A 19508-nucleotide genomic window follows, 5' to 3' on the forward strand; every position below is an offset into this window, starting at 1 on the left:
AGTAGGGGGTTTGGGGGACTAGTCCCCCAAAGAGATCTCACAATCAAGCCCAACCAATCCTCATTGTTCCTTCTCCCCTTATCACGAACTCAGGTGAATCTAGCTAAAGATGGCAATCCTTCACGTCTGAAGTGTCAGTCAACTGTAGGAAACCTCTCAGAATTGGATATGAGTTACCCCAACCGGCGCGGACGACCTAGGGTAGTGATATAGATGACCGCCTCATCGACAGGAATTCCCAGCACTTCATTGACCCGATCGTCAAAAAAACCACCAATCCCACTGACACCTAAGCCGAGGTGAATGGCAGCTAGGTTAACCCGCTGTCCGAGATGACCGGCATCCATATGGAGATAACGATAAACGCGATCGCCATATTTAGCCACCGCTTTCCCTAAGTCAGCAGTGTGAACAATAATTGCGGCGGCATCTCGACCTAAATCTTGTCCCAAACACAAATAATGTAGCTCTCGGCGAAAGTTCTTAAATCGAATTTGCCGCAGTTCTTGCGCTCTGGGAGCATAATAATAACATCCTTCTTCTAATCCATTCACTCCAGAAACAGCGAGAAAGGTTTCTAATAAGCTGAGGTCGAAATAGTCCGGAGTGGGATCGAGATACTGGTCTTGATAGTTTTGGGGTTGATATGTAAAGTCTAAAAGCGCCCGTAATTCAGCTAAGGATAAGTCAGCGCCTGTATACGAACGGGTAGAACGACGCTGGAGGATTGTATTTTCTAGGGAAGGAGCTTCCTCTGTAGCCCGAGGGGGCGTACTCCCTAAGTCTCCCAAGTTGAGAGGTCGGCTTGTGGTGGAAACTTTTAAGCAAAAAGGAAAATTGTATTTATCCTCTGAGTCTAGGGGGGTAGGATCGGGTTTGGGAAGAGGGTTGGCAGGGATGCGGGTATTTTTGTGCAGGTATTCCAACAGCTTTCCTTCCGGAAGGGTAGGATAGTCGGTTTGTGTCTCCGAGGGCAGAGCGCTGGGAGGAGACGGTGGCGGAATGTCTGGTTTAGTGTAGGGGACTAGGGGCAGAATGGCGAGGGTTCCTTCTGTTTCCGGATTGAGATAGAGCAGTTCATCGATCAGATCGTCGGTGAATCCACCAATAAGATAGGGGCGATATCCATACATCGCTCCAGCAAGTTCAAGGTTGCCTAAGAGATGGCCGCTATCCAGGCATATTCGGCGGTAGGCGCGGTCTTGATAGCGCCAGGAAGAGCGGTAAAAGACGGCAGTTAGGGCGATCGCCACCGAAGTTTGGTTGAGGACAGGATGGTTAAAACAGGCCGTTTTTAGACCTTCCCAAACTGGGTTCTCCCAATAGTGGAGGAGACTATGGGTTTTGCATTGATAGTTGTAGAGTCCGGGTTTGAGTAGGGATGTACCTTGGGAGATCAGATAAACTTCGGCTGGATATAATCCTCCTGCAGAAGGAGCCGAACGCAGGTAGAAGGATTCGCCCATGAGGGTGGGAACCCTAGCCGTAATGCCATAGCTACACAGGAGAAAGCGGGATAAGTTTTGCCAGTCTTGCTCACGGCTATCGGGACTCAGATAGGGCTTGAGGTCAATAGAGGTTCCTAGTTTGTACTCTTTGAAGGGAATGGGTTGATCTTCCCAGTTGAGTCCTTGACTTTTCTGACCAATCGTGTCTGGGTCGTATTTGGTGCGTTGATGATAGTGTTGAGCGATCGAGTGGGAAGGAGAGTTGAGTTGAGACATGGGCCGTTGCAGATGAAGATAATGTTAAACAGATAATGGCTCTTACGTTACAAATCTTAAAAAAAAGTTATGAAACCCTAAAATTCGCACAAAAACAGGGTAGGTTATTTTAGCCATTTAATAAGCATTTTTACTTATCGTTTAGGACTGCTTGGCATCAAGCAGTAAATCACAGACTGTTTCCAAGATAACAAGCAAAATGGAGAAAATCAGCTCAGAGGCTCTACTCAAACAATATGCACAGGGAAGACGGGATTTTGAAGGAATTGAGGGAGTGCAACTGAACTTGTTTGATGCCGACTTAAGGAAAATTAATTTTCAAGGGAGTAACTTAACTCAAGCTTACCTGCCCTATAGCAATCTAAGTCAAGGGAATTTAGCTGATGTGGATTTAGAAGGGAGCTTATTGAGCGATACTCAACTCCATGGGGCTAATTTATCCCATGCTCGACTGCGATCGGCAAATTTGTCTCGGGCTAATCTTCGTTATGCAGATTTAAGAGGCGCAGATCTATCCTATGCTAACCTGCAAAATGCAGATTTATCCTATGCCAATCTAGAGGAGGCAAATCTTTACGCGGTTAACCTTCGAGGGGCAAAACTAAAGTCGGCTCAATTCCAGCAGGCTAGTTTGCAACGGTGCGATTTATTTCGATCGCAAGGTGCAGATCTGACAGATGCCATTGTCGATCTAACAACAGTACTACCCGATGGTCATCGGCCCCTAGGGGAAGATCGAGACTCAAATCCAGATTCTTGACGGCAGCTTAAAGGTTGACGATGATTTAGGATAACCAACCAAGACCCATTGTTAATTGATCATGACTTTTGGCGATCGCCAGCAGACTCGGATTCGACACAAGCTCCTTCTTAGGGTACGCCATGATGTCCAGGTGCATTTGAGTCAATCTTTACATCATCAGGTACTCACTGCTTTGAGTAATGAACCGAACCCATTAGGAGTCGGACGGCCGGGGGATATTCAGGTGAAACTGAGTGGTTCACCCACCACCCAATTAGATCCAAGCACTAGCCCCTTTAACCTGTTCGATCAGACGGGGGGCGTTTGGGTCGTTCTCGGCAATATTGGTAGCGGGAAAACCACCACGTTATTAGAATTGGCAGATGAGGCGATTGCCCGCGCTCAAACCTATAACCATCAACCGATTCCCCTACTGTTTGATTTATCCCAATGGTATAAATATACCTTAAGCACTTGGTTGATAGAGCAAAGTTTTCTGAACTATGAATTACCTCGTAAAGTTGCGAAGAAATGGTTGTTTCAAGGGCAAATTCTAGTCATCTTAGATAATCTAGATACCCTATCGTTTGATCGTCAAAATCAAACCCTACAAGCGATTAAAGAACTCCGAGCTAATACCCAACAGTCTCTCAATCTCATCCTAGGCTCAAGAATTGATTCCTATAAGCGCTGTCCTACTCGGCTAAAACTTCAGGGAGCCATTTGGTTAAAACCTCTCAATCCCACACAGATTAAAGACTATTTATTCCAAGCCAGAAGTCGAGAGCTGTGGCATAGTTTACACGAATACAAGGGACTCATGTCATTAGCTAAAACTCCTCTTTTTTTGAACTTAATGACTCTAGCGGATGAAGAAATTTTAATCCATGCTTGGGCAAGAATTTCCGACTCGGAGCAGCAATATCGCTATCTCTTCAATGCCTATCTACGTCGTTTGTTAGCCCAAGACCTCCCCTCTGACGAACGGCAGTGGTATCGTTCCGAGCAACGACCCAAACCAGAAGAGACCAAACATTGGTTGATTGCTTTAGCCAAATGGATGCAAAAGGAAAATCGTACCAATTTTGCGAGCGTGGATGTGAATGCTGGCTATTTCCAAGCCCCGGAACAAAATCGGCATTACCACATTGGAGTAGGTATAGCGACAGCTTTGTTATTTGGCGCAATTTGTGGGGGGATTATTGCTGCTTTAGTTGAAGGATTAGGATTAGGGTTAATGATAAGCTTAATTCTGGGCACTGTTTTGGCAGGACTGGGGATTTTAATTAGCTTGTCGTCATTGCGGAAATTTATGCTGCGATATCAGCTCTATCGCGAGGATCTGATGCCTTGGGACAATCAGCGCTTTCTGAATTATGCCAGCAGTAAGGGGTTGATTCAAAAAATTGGCGATCGCTATCAATTTCCCCATCAACTGATTCAGGAACATTTTGCCCAAATTGAAGAATTTAAGCTCTAAACTTTAGAAGATTCTCTCTTATTACTCATTACTTTGACTGATAGGCTCCACTACTGGAATGGGTAATTCTTGTCCATAGGTTTGCTCTAATTGTTCAGCGTCTAAGGACTGGATTAAATTCAGTTGTAGGGTATCTGCACTCAGAGTTTGGGCATAACTGGCACTCAGATAGGGTAAATAGGAATCATCTTGAGCTAAATAGACTTTCAAGAAGGCTAAACTTAAGCTTTTCATGGCCTTAATGCCCACAGTATTATCTCTGGGTTTTTCTTGAGCAGATTCTGTGGTAAAGGGATTATTGTTTTCGGTGGGGGCACTAACGGAAAAATGGCTCCCTGGAACCATTAATGCCAGATATTTTTCTGGGTTTTTCAGCCATAAAAAGGGATAAATTTGTTCAGTCACCACAGGAGTAACCACATCATGACTACTAGCCATCAGTAGGGTAGGCACATCAATTTTGCCAATTTGTTCTGGGCCAAAAATCACACTGCTGAGAGGATAAACGGCGATCGCCGCTCGAACGCGAGGATCGTGTAACTGTTGCTCATCCTGATTGACCTCATTAGCTCGACATTGCAAAAGTACTGATACATTTAGCATGGGATTATCCAAAGTACATTCCTGGCGCATACGTTCTCGATTTAACTCTGCTCCTGCCAAAGACAAGGCCGTAGTTGCGCCCAAGGAGTGACCTAAAATGCCCACATTTTGAACATTAATTCCCTTAGCCCAAGTCACCCCTTCAGTTTGTAACTTTTCCAACTTATCTAACAAGAGTTTAATATCATAGGGGCGATCGACAAATTCATTCGGATAAATCTCTGTATTCAACAACCCTTCCAAGAGAGCTTGGCGATATGCTAAATTAGAGCCAATATGTTCAGGAATAGCAACAGAAAATCCATAGGAGGCAAGATATTCAGCTAAGTAAACAAAATTGCTCCGTGTGGATCCAAATCCATGGGAAATGACAATTAAAGGAACCGGTTGATCTTGATTTTCCGGTAAATAGAGATCGATATCTGACTCTAAAAAATCTCGGGTTTTGACAATTAAATTTTGTTCGCGAACCCTGAAGGGGCCAGGTTTTAGGATATCCGATAGACTCTCAGAAATCGGATTTAAAGTCGACTCCGCCTTTGCTTGTTCAATAATCGTTTGTACCGTAGAATCTCGATACTGAAAAAACGTGCTTAATAGGTTCTGCAATTCAAAAACAACGCCAGTATTAATCCGAATCCCTTGACTGGGAAAATAACGCATAATGTTGACTAACGTTAATCCTTCTGGATCATCGGCAGCTAAGATTAAGGCAGATCTGAGCGCATAAAACCCATTTTGACGCTTTTGAGTTTGTACCAAATATCCTAAGCGTTTCAAAACTTCTTCTCCCATAGCAGTATAGGTCATCTGAGAAACTGCTACCGGACTTAAATTAAATTTTTGTTGTAGTAATAATTGTAACTCTTCAAGATCTTCGGGTTCCAGAAATTGGGCATAAAACTTGAAATCTGGGGTAATTTCTCCCGTTTTTGCAAACGTATCGAGAGCATCCACCGACATCGCAAATTCTAAAGGACCATAGGTAAAATACATCTTCTCTGCACTTCTGGCTAGTCTTTGTGACCAGGGAAATAAACTTAATGCCAATAGAAATAATCCATAGATAGTTCTCATTAGGACTGACTCGATCTTCATGGCTTCCTCCTCAACACCATTCAATGATATGCTAAAGTACTTTAAGTGTCATACAGTAAATAACCTTCGTATAATAGGGTTATGAATCATTTTCACATCCGAGAAGCCCAGACTTCTGATATTCAAGCGATTGCTGACCTTCATAGTTCCCAATCTCGCACTCAGATCCGTGATTCTAGTGGGGGTTTCTTACTGGCAGAAATTACCCAGGAGCAAGTTCATGAGCATATGAAGCAGGGAACTCGTTATTTTTTAGCCACTTTAGCACCAGAGGAGCAAGCGGAAATTGTGGGCTTGGTGGCGCTTTCGCAACCGGAAATTACACCCCAGATCTTGGAGACTATTCGCTGGACAGGAGAAGATTATGGCGATCGCCTCATGAGCGATCGCCATTACTACATCCAAGTCTTAGTCACTAAACCAGGTTGGACAGGAAAAGGAGTTGCCCAGTCTCTGTATCGGTTTCTTTATAAAACTCTTCCCGGTTCAGTCTTATCCGGGTTTATTGTCACCCAACCCATCACCAATCATCGTTCGCTCAACTTTCATCATCAGCAAGGATTCTCAATTATTGGAGCGATCGATGATGAAGAGTTTCTGAATCTCAAATCTTGTCAAAGAACAATCATTTACCGCGAAATTTAAAGCGATTAAAATCGATTAAGTAATGCAACATTTTAAGCTACTTCAGTTGTTTTGGACGACCTCCATTGCGGCTGAACTTGAATACCGCCTAAATTTTGCCATTGCCACCCTCACCAGTCTGGGTAATCTTGTGGGTGGAATCTTTGGGCTGTTTTTATTTTATCGAACCGGTTATACCTTTGACGGTTGGTCATGGGAACGAGCTTTATTGGTAATGGGATTTTTTACCCTGCTGCAAGGTATTTCTAATGCCTTTCTTGCGCCTAATCTCAATCGCATTGTAGACCAGGTGGAAAAAGGAACCCTAGATTTTGTGCTACTCAAACCCATTAGCACCCAATTTTGGCTCTCGACACGGATGATTTCCCCTTGGGGATTACCCGATGTAGCTTTCGGATTAGGGGTTATTCTCTATGCGGGTAATCGGCTCAATTTAGTCATCTCTGACTTTATTTTAGGCTTATTTCCCCTATTTTTCGGTATTTTAATTCTTTATAGCCTGTGGTTTCTTCTAGGTACAACTAGCGTCTGGTTTGTCAAGATTTATAATATTACAGAAGTACTCAGAGCGCTTTTAGATGCTGGACGTTATCCAGTTATCGCTTATCCCATTGCCTATCGAGTTTTCTTTACCTTTGTGGTTCCTGTTGCCTTTTTAACGACTGTTCCCGCCCAAGCATTGTTAGGGGAGATCGACATGACGTGGTTCATCGGTTCTTTGCTGCTGGCGATCGCCTTATTAATCCTCTCCAATGTCTTCTGGAAATTTGCTTTACGTTACTATACCAGTGCCTCTAGTTAAATCAAAAATTAAAAGTTATTCCTGGAATGGTAGCATACCTAAGTTGTCTGCATGGAATCATCTTTTTTAATTTTATGTTCTCATTTGCTGGAAAACGGCCCACTAATCTAGGTGTTAAAGAGGGAAAACTTGCCCCTTGTCCATCTTCTCCCAATTGTGTTTGTAGCCAATGTGAAACCACAGATACTCAACATTATATTCAACCATTCTCCTATGCGGGCACTCCGTCAGAAGCTCTCAATAAACTGAAATCAATTATCCAGAAAATGCCCCGAACTGCCATGATTACTGAATCAGAGAATTATCTTTATGCTGAGTTTACCAGCCAGCTTATGGGATATGTCGATGATGTGGAATTTTATGTGGATCAAACGGCCCAAGTTATCCAGGTGAGATCCGCTTCTCGGTTAGGCCAATCAGATTTAGGGGTCAACCGCAAACGTATCGAAGAGATTCGCCGCTTGTTTGCTTAAAGCTCAATCGCACTTGAGGGCATTTCTGTTTAACCTGAACCATCCATGGATCCTTGGGAGACAAGGGGCCCTCAGCCCCTTGTTAAGGGTATATCTCTCCCATTACCCATTATCGTTACCCATTATCAGCACGTAGTGCTATAGAACGCACTACGAGACTCTTGTGTAACACTCCCAGTTAAGACTCCCCGTTGGAGTTGGTAAAAGGCTTGAACATCTTCAATTCCGTAGTGCGTACATTGGAGAAGATATCGAAGTTGCTCTTCAGTCGTGCGTGAGAGATATCCAGTCATCAGGGTTTGCTTGACAAGATCGCGAATCAAAATCATCGGACGGAACTCCTAGAGAACACCAAAACCTGGAAAGCTTAATGAGGCCTTCATTAAATCTCTCAGAAAAATCCCTAGGATTTTATGCAAAACTGGCAGTAATTGTAACAAAAAGTAACATTTAGCCATAGAAATGTAAATTTTTGTAAAGTCTGCATAAAAACTACCCGAAAAAACTGAGAACCCTATAGAGGTGTCATGCAGCACCTTATCCTTAGAGGTTCTCTCATTAGTACGGAAGGCATGGCAGAGTTACCAAACTTAACAGAGTTAGACCAAACGTTGAAACCCTTGGCGATCGCCGCCAAACAACATCCTCCTGGAAGCCTGCACCGGAAGCAGCTTTTGGAACAACTGATCCGAACTCTGATCGATTCCAATCAACTAGCCAGACCCAGGCGTAATCAATTTAAGAACCACTATGCAGAGATTTATGCAGAAGCTAAACAGCAATTATTTTACCATCTTTGCCACCGGATTGATGATTACGATCCGGATAAAGGTGAGGTCTTGCAATGGGCAAATTATCTCTTAGAAAAACGATTTTTCATTGAAGCTTCTCGTTGGGTTTTGCAAAGCATTCCCAGGGGCGTGCAAAGACTCAGTATTGATGACTTAGAAAAACAGTTTAATCAAGCCGAAAATCCCGTCACCTTAGAACAAATCTATCCAGAACGAATGCCTTTAGTCTCGGAACAGGTGGTTGCATCGATTCGTGTCGATCCAGACGGACTCTTTCAGAAGACGCACGTGATGGGAAAACCTTCTGCTAATTTTCAGTTTTTAGCCCTGAGAATAATTGAAGGTTACTCCTGGCAAGAAACGGCCGATCAATTGGGAATTCCTCTAGCAACACTAAATCGGTTTTATCACCGGTGTTTAGTCAAGTTTTCTGACCAAATTCAAACCTACATTTTGTCCCAACCTATCCCCAACTCAAACGATGATGAAAACTAATCCTACGATCGCAATTCCCTTAACCCTGACTGCCCATGAACAGGCATCCATATGCTCCCAAAATCAAGCCGATCCCCGTAAGGCGAAACAGGTTTATCTGAATATGTTAGCCATTCAGGCGGTCAAAACCTACTTACAATGGTTTGATCTCGCTCCTAATTGGGAAGCCTCTGACAGTAGTAACCCGATTTTACAATCGCTTTCTAATAGTGCTAACTTATGGATTGAGGGCAAAGGTCGGGTCGAATGTCGTCCCGTTTTACCGGGAGAATCTAGGTGTGTTATTCCTCCAGATACTTGGGGAGATCGCCTAGCCTATATTGCCATTCAACTCAACTCAGACCTTACGGAAGCCACACTTATTGGATATCTACCTCATGTCTATTACTCAGAAGTCCCATTAACTGAATTTTATCCCCTGGATACCCTCTTGGAACACTTGCATCCTGTGATGCTCAGTCAATGGTTAGACAACATTGTTGAATCCGGTTGGCGCACTTGGAGGGAATTATTCTCAACCTCTGAACCCCAATTGACCTTAAATTTTAGAAGTCCCAGTGCTACCGCTTCTGCCCCTACCCTCTGTGAACGAGGAAAAAAGTTACAATTAGACCCCAAAGGTAAGCCAATCGGATTATTCATGGGTATTCATCCGATGGCGAATGAAGAATTTGATATTTCTGTTCAAGTCTATCCCCTGGGAAGCCAATCTCATTTACCCCCAGATCTGCAATTATCCATTTTAGACGATCGAGATGAGGTCGTCATGCAAGCCTCCTCTCGAAGGACGAAATCTATGCAACTCGATTTTAGTGCTGAACGTGGCGATCGCTTTTCAGTTAAGGTTGCCCTTGGGGAGATTAGTCTGACTGAATGGTTTATGATTTAGATCGAGTGCTAGACCCTGGTAGAAAGTAATGGGTCATCAGGAATGGGGGTAATGGGAGGTAGTCAGTCCAAAACAGTGGGACGTTCAGGAAAAGGTTTAACTACGCTTTTCCCATTACCCATTACCGATTACCTTTCTGCCGCGCGTGTCATGTCCGCGAAGCGGAAAGCGCTGTATTACCTCATGAGTTGACCTATGACTGAAGAAACCACTTGTGTGATTGAAACCTGCGATTTGAGTAAGGTTTACCGGACGGGGTTTTGGTTAAACCAGAAAATTCAATCCCTCAAATCTTGCTCTCTGAAGGTGTATCCTGGCGAAACTTTTGGTTTGCTCGGCCCCAATGGTGCAGGGAAAACGACACTACTGAAAACATTACTGGGAATTGTACAGCCTACTTCTGGACGGGGCGTTCTGTTGGGTCGTCCGTTAGGCGATCGCCACATCAAGCAACGGATCGGCTATTTGCCTGAAAACGCCTACTATTATGATTATCTCACAGGTTGGGAATTTTTGCACTTCACTGCCGGTTTATTTCAAATCCCCACAACAGTTACTCGCTCTCGTATCCCCGAACTCTTAGAGCAAGTTGGATTAGATATTAAAACGGCAAAAAATAAACAACTTCGTCAATATTCCAAGGGAATGAAACAGCGCATTGGGTTTGCCCAAGCCTTAATCAACGATCCAGAAGTTGTCTTTCTCGATGAACCCATGTCCGGGTTAGATCCCATCGGCCGCTATCAGATTCGTGAAATTATTTTATCCCTGAAAAAACAAGGCAAAACCCTGTTCTTTAACTCCCATATTTTATCGGATGTGGAACAGGTGTGCGATCGCATTGCCATTTTATCCCAAGGTGACTTAATTTGTTGTGGTTCATTAGATGAATTATTAGGTCATGTGCAATCCTACCAAGCACGAGGGAAAGGAGGATCATTAGAAGTTATTAAGCGCTGGATTCCTAATCTCTCGTTCGATCGCGGTTGTTGGATCGGTGAAGTTCAAGGCAATCCCTATGATTTTATCGCCAGTTTGCGGTTAATGGATGCCGAATTACTGGAATTAAAATTAGCGCGTCAGTCCTTAGAAGAATTTTTCCAATCAAAAATTGGAGCGCGTAGCGCTCGTAATGAGTAATAGGATTTATCATTGAGAAGATAGTGAGTAAACACAGTGTTATGGTACTCAGTGCAGATGCCTTGAGCTTTCAAGAGTTTATGAATCGTGAGTCTTTTCCATTAGCAATATTACAGGGTGCAGTATTTGATTTTTTACGAGATCGTCAAGATGTAGTCGTTTTTGGAGCGCAGGCAGTGAATGCGTATGTAGGTGAGCCTCGCATGACTCAGGACATTGATATGTTGTCTCCACAAGCAGCAGAACTGGCAGAGGAGTTACGCAAATATTTGAGCGATCGCTTTTACATTGCTGTTCGGGTACGAAAGGTAAAGGAAGGGCAAGGCTATCGCTTATACCAAGTGCAGAAGACTGGAAACCGCCATTTGGTTGATATTCGGCAGGTGGAAGTCTTACCGGCTCACCGTTGTATTGAACAAGTATTGGTCATAGCTCCCGTGGAGTTGGTGGTGAGTAAGGTTATTTCTTACCATCAGCGACGAGGTAAGCCCAAGGCGGGGACAGACTGGCGAGATTTGGCATTGTTGTTGTTGACCTTTCCAGAATTGAAGGTGGAGTTGGGAGATGTTTTAGAGGGGTTAATGGCAGTAGGTGTTGAGGAGTCAGTGGTGTCATTATGGCGAGAAATGGTGAATATGAAGATTGAGGCAGAAGATGAAGATGATGAGTTTTAGCACAGCGATCCCATTGACCGTACCGGAATTCATGAGATTATTGTATAATTACCTCTTTACTTAATCTAGAAACAAAGCCCCTAAATTCTTAAAATCAAAGCGCAAATGTATGGGAATCCCTTTGGTGTGATTAAACTCTGTATGAGTTAGAATCGCACCTTTCCAAGTAACATCCTGGACATTGGATCGGGTGAAATCGGCTTCGCGTAAATTGGCATCACTTAAATCAGCGCGGTAAAGATTGGCCTTAGAAAGATTAGCTCGACACAGCAGAGATTCACTTAAAAAGGCTCGCTCTAAGTCAGCTTGAAATAACTCGGCTGCGGTTAAATTTGCCTGATTTAAGAACGCTTGAGTTAAATCTACAGCGACCAAGTTAGCATGAGAAAAATCAACTTGATTCAAGAATGCACCCATTAAATTACTCTCAAACAAATTAGCATGGGATAAATTAGCTTGAGTGAAAAAAGATTGGCTTAAGTCACTTCGTCTTAACATCCCATAACTCAAATTTACCCGTCTGAGATTAGCTTGATTGAGCAATGATCCACTCAAATTAGCATAACTTAAATCTGAATCACTTAAATTAATTCCACTCAGACATGCATGGCGAACCATCGCTCCTTTTAAATCAGCTTTACTCAAAAATGCCCCCCTTAAATTAACCTCTTCCAAATGGGTTCCACTCCAATTAATGCCATTAAAATTCCCTTCTTTCAAGGTTGCCCCCCTGAGATCCGGTACAATTTCAGGATGACTCTTGCGCCAAGCATTCCAAGTGTCTATTCCTTCATGAAGTAAAGCGAAATGTTCTGGATTGGCCATAACAGGGATGACAGATGAACTAAGGAGTAGATGGATTTTCTTCCAGGTGTCCTTTCCTACGGATTGTGAGAAGGTCAGGTTGTATAGGAACCTAAAGGCTTGCCAGATGAGAGGTCTTTATTTTAAATGAGAGGAGGTTGGCTTTTGAAGCTCACTTCTCAAAGGTGGGGTTTATGGGCCCCGAATGTAAGATTTAACTGTTTGTCCTGTTGCCGATCGCTGAGGGAGGGTCTGTGACCAATTGTCCTGTTTGTGGTACAGAGTATATTGAAGGAACCACGAAACTCTGTAAAACCTGTGGTTGGGATTTAACCCCAGAGTCTATTCCCAACCAAGTACTACAAGTCCTCCTGCAACGAGAACGCCTACGTTTAGCCTGGGCTAAAGGGGTTTGGGCTAGGGCTAGGGAATTAGCCTCGCGAGTGAGGCTACAGTCCAAACTGGGGGAAGTACAGTCTCAGCTAGAGTTAGCCACCCAAGAGCGATCGCTGCTTCAAAGTCAACTGTCTCAAGTATATTCTCAAATAGAGGAAATTAGTCCAGCCCAACTCCAGGCGTTGTTAGTCAATCAGACGGATGGTGGAGAAACGCTGATGGAGTTGCAACAAACTCAAACGCGGTTGCAACAGGAACTGAGCCAAACTCAAGAGTTGCTGGAATTAGCCCAATCTCAAATTGGCTCAGATGGGTTAGATTTAATCATTGAAGCACTACAAGATCCATCTATTCCAGTTAAGCGAGCGGCTTATTTATTACTCAAACGTAGTGGATCTGTGAAAGCGCAAGCCGCTCTAGAAGCTTTTAAACTGGAGAGTTATCAACTTTTTTCCTGTATGTATACTGGGGAACATGATGGCCCAGTACGGGCGATCGCCGTTTCTAGTGATGGCAAGTGGGTGGCAAGTGGCAGTAATGACCAAACGATTAAAGTTTGGCATGGGGAAACGGGGGAACTGGCTAGAACCCTGATGGGGCATAGTGGTTCAGTCTTATCTATAGCGATTTCTGCCGATGGAGAAATTTTAGCGAGTGGCAGTAGCGATCGCTCGATTAAGGTCTGGAATCTAAAAACGGGGGAATTAATGAGTACCCTGGCGGGCTATTCTGGAGAAGTGTGGACGGTAGCTATTACTCCCGACAATCAAATTGTGGCTGGAGGCAGTGAGGATAAGACGATTAAACTGTGGAATTGGAAAACGGGAGAGTTAACCAGCACGTTAGCAGGTTATGCCGGAGGAGTTCGTTCGATTGCGATCGGTCGCCAAGGGGATAAAATTAGCGGGGGAAGCAACGATCAAACGATTAAGTTGTGGAATTTAGACCGCAAGGAGTTACTCTATACGTTAACTGGCCATAGCGATCGCGTGCGATCGGTAGCCATTAGTCCGGATGGTCAACGGTTAGCCAGTGGAAGTAGCGACCAGACCATTCGCTTATGGAATTTGGAAACCGGAGAAGTAGAGCAAGTGCTTTCAGAGCATACAGCGGCTGTAACTTCGGCAATCATTACAGCAGATAACAAGGTTCTCGCCAGTGCCAGTGATGATTGTACAGTAAAGTTATGGGATTTGCAGACGGGCAACTTATTGCAAACCTTTAGCGATCATTTGAATTATGTGGTTGGGGTAGCTATCAGTGCCAACGGTGACACCATGGCCACGGGAAGTTTCGATCATACCGTGAAAATTTGGCGAGTGGTGGCTTAAAAGAGGAGAATAATTGCCGATTGAAATGGGGGAATAACCATAATGATTAAACAAAAGGAGCGTGGTTTAATAAAAATCTGGGCAATGCTGTTAAGTGTTGGCATGGTGTTAAGTCCTCAATCAGCTTGGGGACAAGGGTTACAGGATTTGTTCCGCCAAGCAGAAGAAGCCCGGAAGGCAGGAAATTTTCAAGCGGCTGAGGAGATTTGGCGACAGGTTATTGAACAAGATCCGAATAATGCACCCGCCTACTTGGGGCTGGGGAATCGTTTGCGAGATCAGAATAAACTAGAAGAGGCGATCGCGGCTTATGAGAAGGCAATCGAGGTCGATCCGAATTATGCTTTTGCCTATGTGGGGTTGGGGAATGCCCTACGTTCAGACGATCGGTTGGAATCGGCTAAAACTCAATATGAACAAGCCATTGAGCTAAATCCAAATTTGCCTGGGGTGTATTGGAATTTGGGCAATGTGTTGACTGAATTAGGGGATTTAGAGGAGGCGATCGCTCAATTTCGGATTGCTCTGAAACTGAAGCCGGATTCTGTTCCCGTTTATAATGATTTGGGCGATGTGTTGCTGAAATTGGGCAATGTGGAAGAGGCGATCGCCATTTATAATGAGGCCATTGACCTGGGATCGCGCTATCCATCCAGTTATGTGGGATTAGGGAATGCCCTGCGAGAAAATAATCAGCAAGAGCAGGCGATCGAAGCCTATAAAAGTGCGATACAACTTGATGATTTTGAAACCTCTGCCTATTTTGCCTTGGGCGATATTTATTATCAACAAGAAAATTGGCAACAAGCGGTGGAAGTCTACCAAGTCGGCGTTAAGCTACAAGAAGATTATCGCGTGTATATGGCTTTGGGCTATGCTTGGCAACAGTTAGGGAAATTGGCAGAGGCGATCGCTGCCTATGAAAATGCCATCAACCAAGACCCGAATGGGGTGCAGGCCCACTACAATTTGCTCGAATCCCAACGGTTATTGGCTCTAGAAGATGCCTCTAACGCTTCAGATGATGAAAATGAGGTTTCAGAGAACCCAGAAACCTCGTCCCCTTTAGCTCCTATTGCTCGGATTATCACCCCTATTTCCAATGGTGTGAATATTGGCACGGGTTGGGTTGTGCAACGGATGGAGGATCGAGCCTTGGTACTCGCCAGTCGAGAGGCGATAGCCCATGCTTCTTCCTTAGAAAATGACCAGATTCAAGTGGAATTTTTCCAACCTTCAGAAGCCGAAATTCTACCTCGCTACAGCGCTAAACTCATGTATATTACCCCAGAAGAAGCTACCACGAATTTAGTCGTTTTAGAAGTGGCCGGAATTCCGGAAACGATTCAACCGTTAGAGATCAGTACCGAATTAGGCGATCGCGACGTAGAATTAATTGGCCATCCCTTCAACGCTAACCCTTGGCAAACCGTTAGTGGAAATTTGGATACCAACGCTCAACCCATTGAAATTGAGGCGAATTTAACCCAAGGATATGCAGGCAGCCCCATTTTCAATCAAGATCGACAAGTCGTCGCTATCTTAGGCCATGTGGGAGAGGGTAGCACAGAACACGAGACTCTGTTTACTCCAGCCATCAGTGAGACCGGAGTCGTTTATCCCATGGACTTAATTAAGGAACAACTCGAAGCCTGGGGGGTTTGGGAAAATGAGTAAGACAGGGCGAAGCACTCCCTGGCAGAATCATCGCAACTGAATTAAACTGAGTTTCTATTAGGGAAGGACTGGTGTCGGAACACTCAGATGACTAAAGGGCGATCGCCCTGCCTCCTTCGCTCTGGTTAAGCTAAAATCAGATCGATCGCCTCTACCCTGTTGATTATGGCTCCAGTCTCCACCTTAGAGGAAACCCTCAAGCACTATTTTGGTTACGATCGATTTCGTCCGGGTCAAAAGGACATTATTGAAACGACGCTGCAAAACCAGGATGTATTGGTGATTATGCCCACAGGAGGGGGAAAATCCCTCTGTTTTCAGCTTCCTGCTCTCTTACACTCTGGGATAACCTTGGTGGTTTCTCCCCTCATTGCTCTGATGCAAGACCAAGTGGATGCGTTGCAGGATAATGGGATTGGGGCTACGTTTCTAAATAGTACCTTGAGCGCTGAAGAAGTGCGATCGCGACAAACTGCTATCCTCAACGGTAAAATTAAGCTCCTCTACATCGCTCCCGAACGCCTGATGGCCGAATGGTTCCAGCCTTTTCTAGACAGCATACAAGAAACGGTCGGCATCTCCGCATTTAGCGTCGATGAAGCCCATTGTGTCTCCGAATGGGGTCATGATTTTCGCCCCGAATATCGGCAAATGGCCCAGTTTCGGCGCTGGTATCCCCAAGTGCCTATTATTGCCCTCACCGCTACGGCAACTGACCGGGTGCGTCGAGATATTGTGCAACAATTGCATCTCCAGCATCCCTATGTCCATGTAGCCAGTTTTAACCGTCCCAATCTTTTCTATGAGGTGCGGACGAAAACGCGCCAAAGTTATGCCGAACTGTTTCAACTGATTCAGTCTGGGGGGTCGGGAATTGTCTATTGTCTTAGTCGTCGGCAGGTGAATGAGTTGGCCCAACGTCTACAAAAGGATGGAGTTTCCGCCCTTCCCTACCATGCGGGATTAGAAGATAGCGTGCGTCAAAATAACCAAAACCGGTTTATTCGGGATGATGTGCAAATTATGGTAGCAACAGTTGCTTTTGGTATGGGAATTAATAAACCCGATGTACGATTTGTCGTGCATTACGATATTCCCCGCAGTTTAGAAAGTTACTACCAAGAAGCAGGACGCGCGGGACGAGATGGGGAAGCCGCTCGGTGTTTGATGTTTTTGAGTTATGGCGATGTGAAGCGAGTTGACTGGATTATCGAGCAGAAAACAGATGAAAATGAACAGCGTATCGCCCGTCAACAGTTACGCCAGGTGATTGATTATGCCGATGCAACGGATTGTCGGCGATCGATTATTTTACGCTATTTTGGCGAACATTTAGAGGGGAATTGCCAGGGTTGTGATAACTGTTTGAACCCGAAACCGACCCAAGATTGGACAGTTGAGGCAATGAAATTTCTCTCTTGTGTCGCTCGGTGTAAGGAGCGTTTTGGCATGACCTATGTTATTGAGATACTGAGGGGTTCCATGAGCGAGAAGGTGTTACGCAATGGTCATGACAAACTCTCGACCCATGGTATCGGAAAAGACCGGAGTAAGGATGAATGGCGATTGTTGGGGCGATCGCTCCTCAATCAAGGACTTCTCAGTCAAACCACAGATGGTTACAGTATCCTTAAGCTCAATCCCCAAAGTTGGGCAGTTATGCGTCGTCAACGGCAAGTTTTAATTGCCATTCCCCCGCAACGCAAGCAAGAACAAAAAGTTTCCTCGTTAGCAAGGGAAGCCGAATTATTATTCCAAAACCTCAGAAAACTCCGCAAACAAGTAGCTGATGAACAAGGCGTTCCCCCCTATGTGATTTTTGCTGATTCAACCCTCATGCAAATGGCCCAACGCCGTCCCCAAAGCCTCACTGCCTTATCCCAAGTTTCTGGAGTTGGTAGTTATAAATTACGGCAATATGGGGAACGCTTTCTAGCAGAAATTTGCCAATATTGTCAGGAACAAGGATTAGTAGAATTTACAGAACCTGCGCCTCTTCCTCCCAGTAGTGATGAACCCTCAGAAACTCAAAAGGTAACCTTAGAACTCCATCAGGAAGGCTTCAGTATTAAGGAAATTGCCGAGCGCCGAGAATTACGAACAACAACTATTATTAAGCATTTATCAGACTTAATTGAATTAAATCAACCCGTAGATTTAGATACCTTGGTCGAACCCGAAAGACAAGAGAAGATTATCAAAGTGTTAGAAAAGCGCGGTGCAGTCTCTTTAACCTTGCTTAAAGAAGCCTTGGGAGAGTCCTATACTTATGATGAAATTCGCTTAGTGCGCGGTAAATGGCAACAGGGAATAGGGAATAGGGAATAGGGAATAGGGCAGAAGTGTTGAAGCTTGACATAAAACAGTTTCTCGATCGCGGTATTCCCCATCATGATATTGTTTTGGGCTTATCTGGAAGAAATTGAAATCGCGATTCGGGAAAATGAAGAAATAATGTTATCCCTCTTCTGTCAAACTGAGACAACACTTGTCTTGACTGAATTCTAGAACTCTTGCACTATCGGCGATCGCGACAGTTTTTCCTAACAGAAACTCAAAAATCCAGTCAGATCAGTACATGTCTCTCTCCATAGGGGATACAGCGCGAAGCGCTGCTATGAGGTACATTGTTGATCATAGATTCGAGTTGTCATTGCGACCGCAGGGAAGCAATCGCCAAGATTTGGGGATTTTGCGATTGCTTCATTCCACTTCGTTCCATTCGCAATGACTTATCTCAATGATACTGTACTCCGTTACAGCGCAAAGCGCTGTGATGAAACACAAGCTTGAATTCTCAAAGCCATGTACCACAACCCTATTCCCTATTCCCTATTCCCCAGCGCTTTGCGCTGTATATAGCGTTCTCGTTCTGCCCCCAGAAGTTTTTCTGTGGCAATATCCAGATACAATGAAATCTTCTCACTCAGGAGTTAAGCAACTGTAGGAGTCAGTATCGCGGGAGTCAGTGCTATGGTTGCGATCGCTCCACTTTTGTTTTCATGAATTAGTGAACCGTCTGAGCAAATTGTCGAATAACTCATCGATTTTCTGAGGATCGGAAACTAATGTCCCACGCTCATCACGAAATGTCCGATCTCGTTCGCCCTTGAATGATAGCCAATTAAAACTGGTAGTGACCGCAAACTTAGTATCTGAAATCAGGATCTTAGCATGGGTATCTCCCAAGCGTTTAAGTGTGAAGCATGTAGAGTATCGGTTTGCTAATTTTTGTAGAGCTTTTTCAGCCTTAATATCTTGTGAATAACGATTTTCGTCTTTCTCTCCCAAACCATATCCAATAAAAACTTGGACTCCTCGTTTGAGTAGATTCTCAAACTCCTGAAGAAACCATCGGTTGACTGAATTACCCCGAATCCACGGAGAAATAATCATTAAACGTTCCTGAGTGTCTTTCAAAGCCTCTTCTAGTAGAGGACGATGATCGTACATTTCTAGCAAACGTATAGGACAAGAAGAAATAACAAAATCTAGTTGAGCTTTAAGTTCTGCTATCCTTTCATCCTTTTCGTGCAATTCTTGACGTAATTCATCTTTTTCATTGACATCATCTATCCGATCTAGCTGCTCCTGTGTAGATTTTATCTCAGATTCTATTTGAGAGGTAACTAAAGCTACTTCCTCAGCTACATTATCTAGATCGACTAAATTCTCCAAATGATTATTTACAAAGTCGTTTCCTAAAATCTCTTTTGCAAGTTTGAGAGGCTCATTTTCCTGCAA

17 protein-coding genes are annotated in these 19508 nt (G+C 44.3%); 12 read left to right on the top strand and 5 right to left on the bottom strand.

Going from position 1 to position 19508, the window contains the following annotated elements; all coding sequences use genetic code 11:
• Positions 1 to 173: 173 nt before the first annotated feature.
• On the bottom strand, positions 174 to 1724 hold the full coding sequence (locus AC3A14_RS18775) for a SagB/ThcOx family dehydrogenase (RefSeq protein ID WP_318732495.1): 1551 nt from the start codon (positions 1722 to 1724) through the stop codon (positions 174 to 176).
• Positions 1725 to 1923: 199 nt separating this feature from the next.
• Here AC3A14_RS18775 and AC3A14_RS18780 point away from each other — a divergent pair, with 199 nt between their 5' ends.
• Together AC3A14_RS18780 and AC3A14_RS18785 are read left to right on the top strand one after the other, a co-directional pair.
• Positions 1924 to 2484: a pentapeptide repeat-containing protein gene (locus tag AC3A14_RS18780; protein ID WP_318698802.1), complete on the top strand. Its 561-nt coding sequence runs from the start codon at positions 1924 to 1926 to the stop codon at positions 2482 to 2484.
• Positions 2485 to 2545: 61 nt separating this feature from the next.
• Complete coding sequence (locus tag AC3A14_RS18785) at positions 2546 to 3946, top strand: NACHT domain-containing protein (protein ID WP_318732496.1); 1401 nt, start codon at positions 2546 to 2548, stop codon at positions 3944 to 3946.
• A gap of 21 nt (positions 3947 to 3967) precedes the next feature.
• On the opposite strand, the gene AC3A14_RS18790 is transcribed toward AC3A14_RS18785, so the two are convergent.
• The gene (locus AC3A14_RS18790; protein ID WP_318732497.1) at positions 3968 to 5647 is read right to left on the bottom strand and encodes an alpha/beta hydrolase; all 1680 of its coding nucleotides are present in this window, start codon (positions 5645 to 5647) and stop codon (positions 3968 to 3970) included.
• 81 nt (positions 5648 to 5728) lie between these two features.
• Here AC3A14_RS18790 and AC3A14_RS18795 point away from each other — a divergent pair, with 81 nt between their 5' ends.
• The 3 genes from AC3A14_RS18795 to AC3A14_RS18805 all read left to right on the top strand — a co-directional run bounded on the left by AC3A14_RS18795 (position 5729) and on the right by AC3A14_RS18805 (position 7567).
• On the top strand, positions 5729 to 6292 hold the full coding sequence (locus tag AC3A14_RS18795; RefSeq protein WP_318732498.1) for a GNAT family N-acetyltransferase: 564 nt from the start codon (positions 5729 to 5731) through the stop codon (positions 6290 to 6292).
• A 22-nt stretch (positions 6293 to 6314) separates the two neighbouring features.
• Positions 6315 to 7094: an ABC transporter permease gene (locus AC3A14_RS18800; protein ID WP_318698798.1), complete on the top strand. Its 780-nt coding sequence runs from the start codon at positions 6315 to 6317 to the stop codon at positions 7092 to 7094.
• 74 nt (positions 7095 to 7168) lie between these two features.
• Positions 7169 to 7567, top strand: coding sequence for a DUF1499 domain-containing protein (locus tag AC3A14_RS18805; RefSeq protein WP_318732499.1), 399 nt, complete (start codon positions 7169 to 7171; stop codon positions 7565 to 7567).
• Positions 7568 to 7692: 125 nt separating this feature from the next.
• Here the strand turns inward: AC3A14_RS18805 and AC3A14_RS18810 are convergent, their stop codons facing one another.
• The gene (locus tag AC3A14_RS18810) at positions 7693 to 7896 is read right to left on the bottom strand and encodes a hypothetical protein (RefSeq protein ID WP_318732500.1); all 204 of its coding nucleotides are present in this window, start codon (positions 7894 to 7896) and stop codon (positions 7693 to 7695) included.
• Positions 7897 to 8139: 243 nt separating this feature from the next.
• On the opposite strand from AC3A14_RS18810, the gene AC3A14_RS18815 reads away from it, so the two are divergent.
• The 4 genes from AC3A14_RS18815 (at position 8140) to AC3A14_RS18830 (ending at position 11556) form a co-directional block, all read left to right on the top strand.
• Positions 8140 to 8853, top strand: a complete 714-nt coding sequence (locus AC3A14_RS18815; protein ID WP_487779104.1) for a sigma-70 family RNA polymerase sigma factor — start codon at positions 8140 to 8142, stop codon at positions 8851 to 8853.
• Positions 8840 to 9742 (top strand): DUF1822 family protein, encoded by a 903-nt coding sequence (locus AC3A14_RS18820; protein WP_318732502.1) that lies wholly within the window; start codon positions 8840 to 8842, stop codon positions 9740 to 9742. The genes AC3A14_RS18815 and AC3A14_RS18820 overlap by 14 nt, the downstream gene beginning before the upstream one ends.
• 195 nt (positions 9743 to 9937) lie before the next feature.
• Positions 9938 to 10882, top strand: coding sequence for an ABC transporter ATP-binding protein (locus tag AC3A14_RS18825; RefSeq protein ID WP_318732503.1), 945 nt, complete (start codon positions 9938 to 9940; stop codon positions 10880 to 10882).
• A 23-nt stretch (positions 10883 to 10905) separates the two neighbouring features.
• The gene (locus AC3A14_RS18830) at positions 10906 to 11556 is read left to right on the top strand and encodes a nucleotidyl transferase AbiEii/AbiGii toxin family protein (protein WP_318698791.1); all 651 of its coding nucleotides are present in this window, start codon (positions 10906 to 10908) and stop codon (positions 11554 to 11556) included.
• 60 nt (positions 11557 to 11616) lie between these two features.
• On the opposite strand, the gene AC3A14_RS18835 is transcribed toward AC3A14_RS18830, so the two are convergent.
• Positions 11617 to 12381 (bottom strand): pentapeptide repeat-containing protein, encoded by a 765-nt coding sequence (locus AC3A14_RS18835; protein WP_318698790.1) that lies wholly within the window; start codon positions 12379 to 12381, stop codon positions 11617 to 11619.
• A gap of 233 nt (positions 12382 to 12614) precedes the next feature.
• On the opposite strand from AC3A14_RS18835, the gene AC3A14_RS18840 reads away from it, so the two are divergent.
• From AC3A14_RS18840 to recQ, 3 genes are all read left to right on the top strand, one after another.
• A complete protein-coding gene (locus AC3A14_RS18840) occupies positions 12615 to 14087 on the top strand; it encodes a WD40 repeat domain-containing protein (RefSeq protein ID WP_318732505.1) in 1473 nt (490 codons plus the stop codon).
• 42 nt (positions 14088 to 14129) lie between these two features.
• Positions 14130 to 15764 carry a tetratricopeptide repeat protein gene (locus AC3A14_RS18845; protein WP_318732506.1) on the top strand — a complete coding sequence of 545 codons (1635 nt, stop codon included), beginning with the start codon at positions 14130 to 14132 and terminating at the stop codon, positions 15762 to 15764.
• A gap of 165 nt (positions 15765 to 15929) precedes the next feature.
• Complete coding sequence (gene recQ, locus AC3A14_RS18850) at positions 15930 to 18092, top strand: DNA helicase RecQ (protein ID WP_318732507.1); 2163 nt, start codon at positions 15930 to 15932, stop codon at positions 18090 to 18092.
• Positions 18093 to 18764: 672 nt separating this feature from the next.
• Here recQ and AC3A14_RS18855 read toward each other — a convergent pair.
• Positions 18765 to 19508: phospholipase D-like domain-containing protein (locus tag AC3A14_RS18855; RefSeq protein WP_487779105.1), on the bottom strand; the 744-nt coding region annotated here is incomplete at its 5' end.

The sequence above is a fragment of the Roseofilum sp. genome (assembly GCF_982964205.1).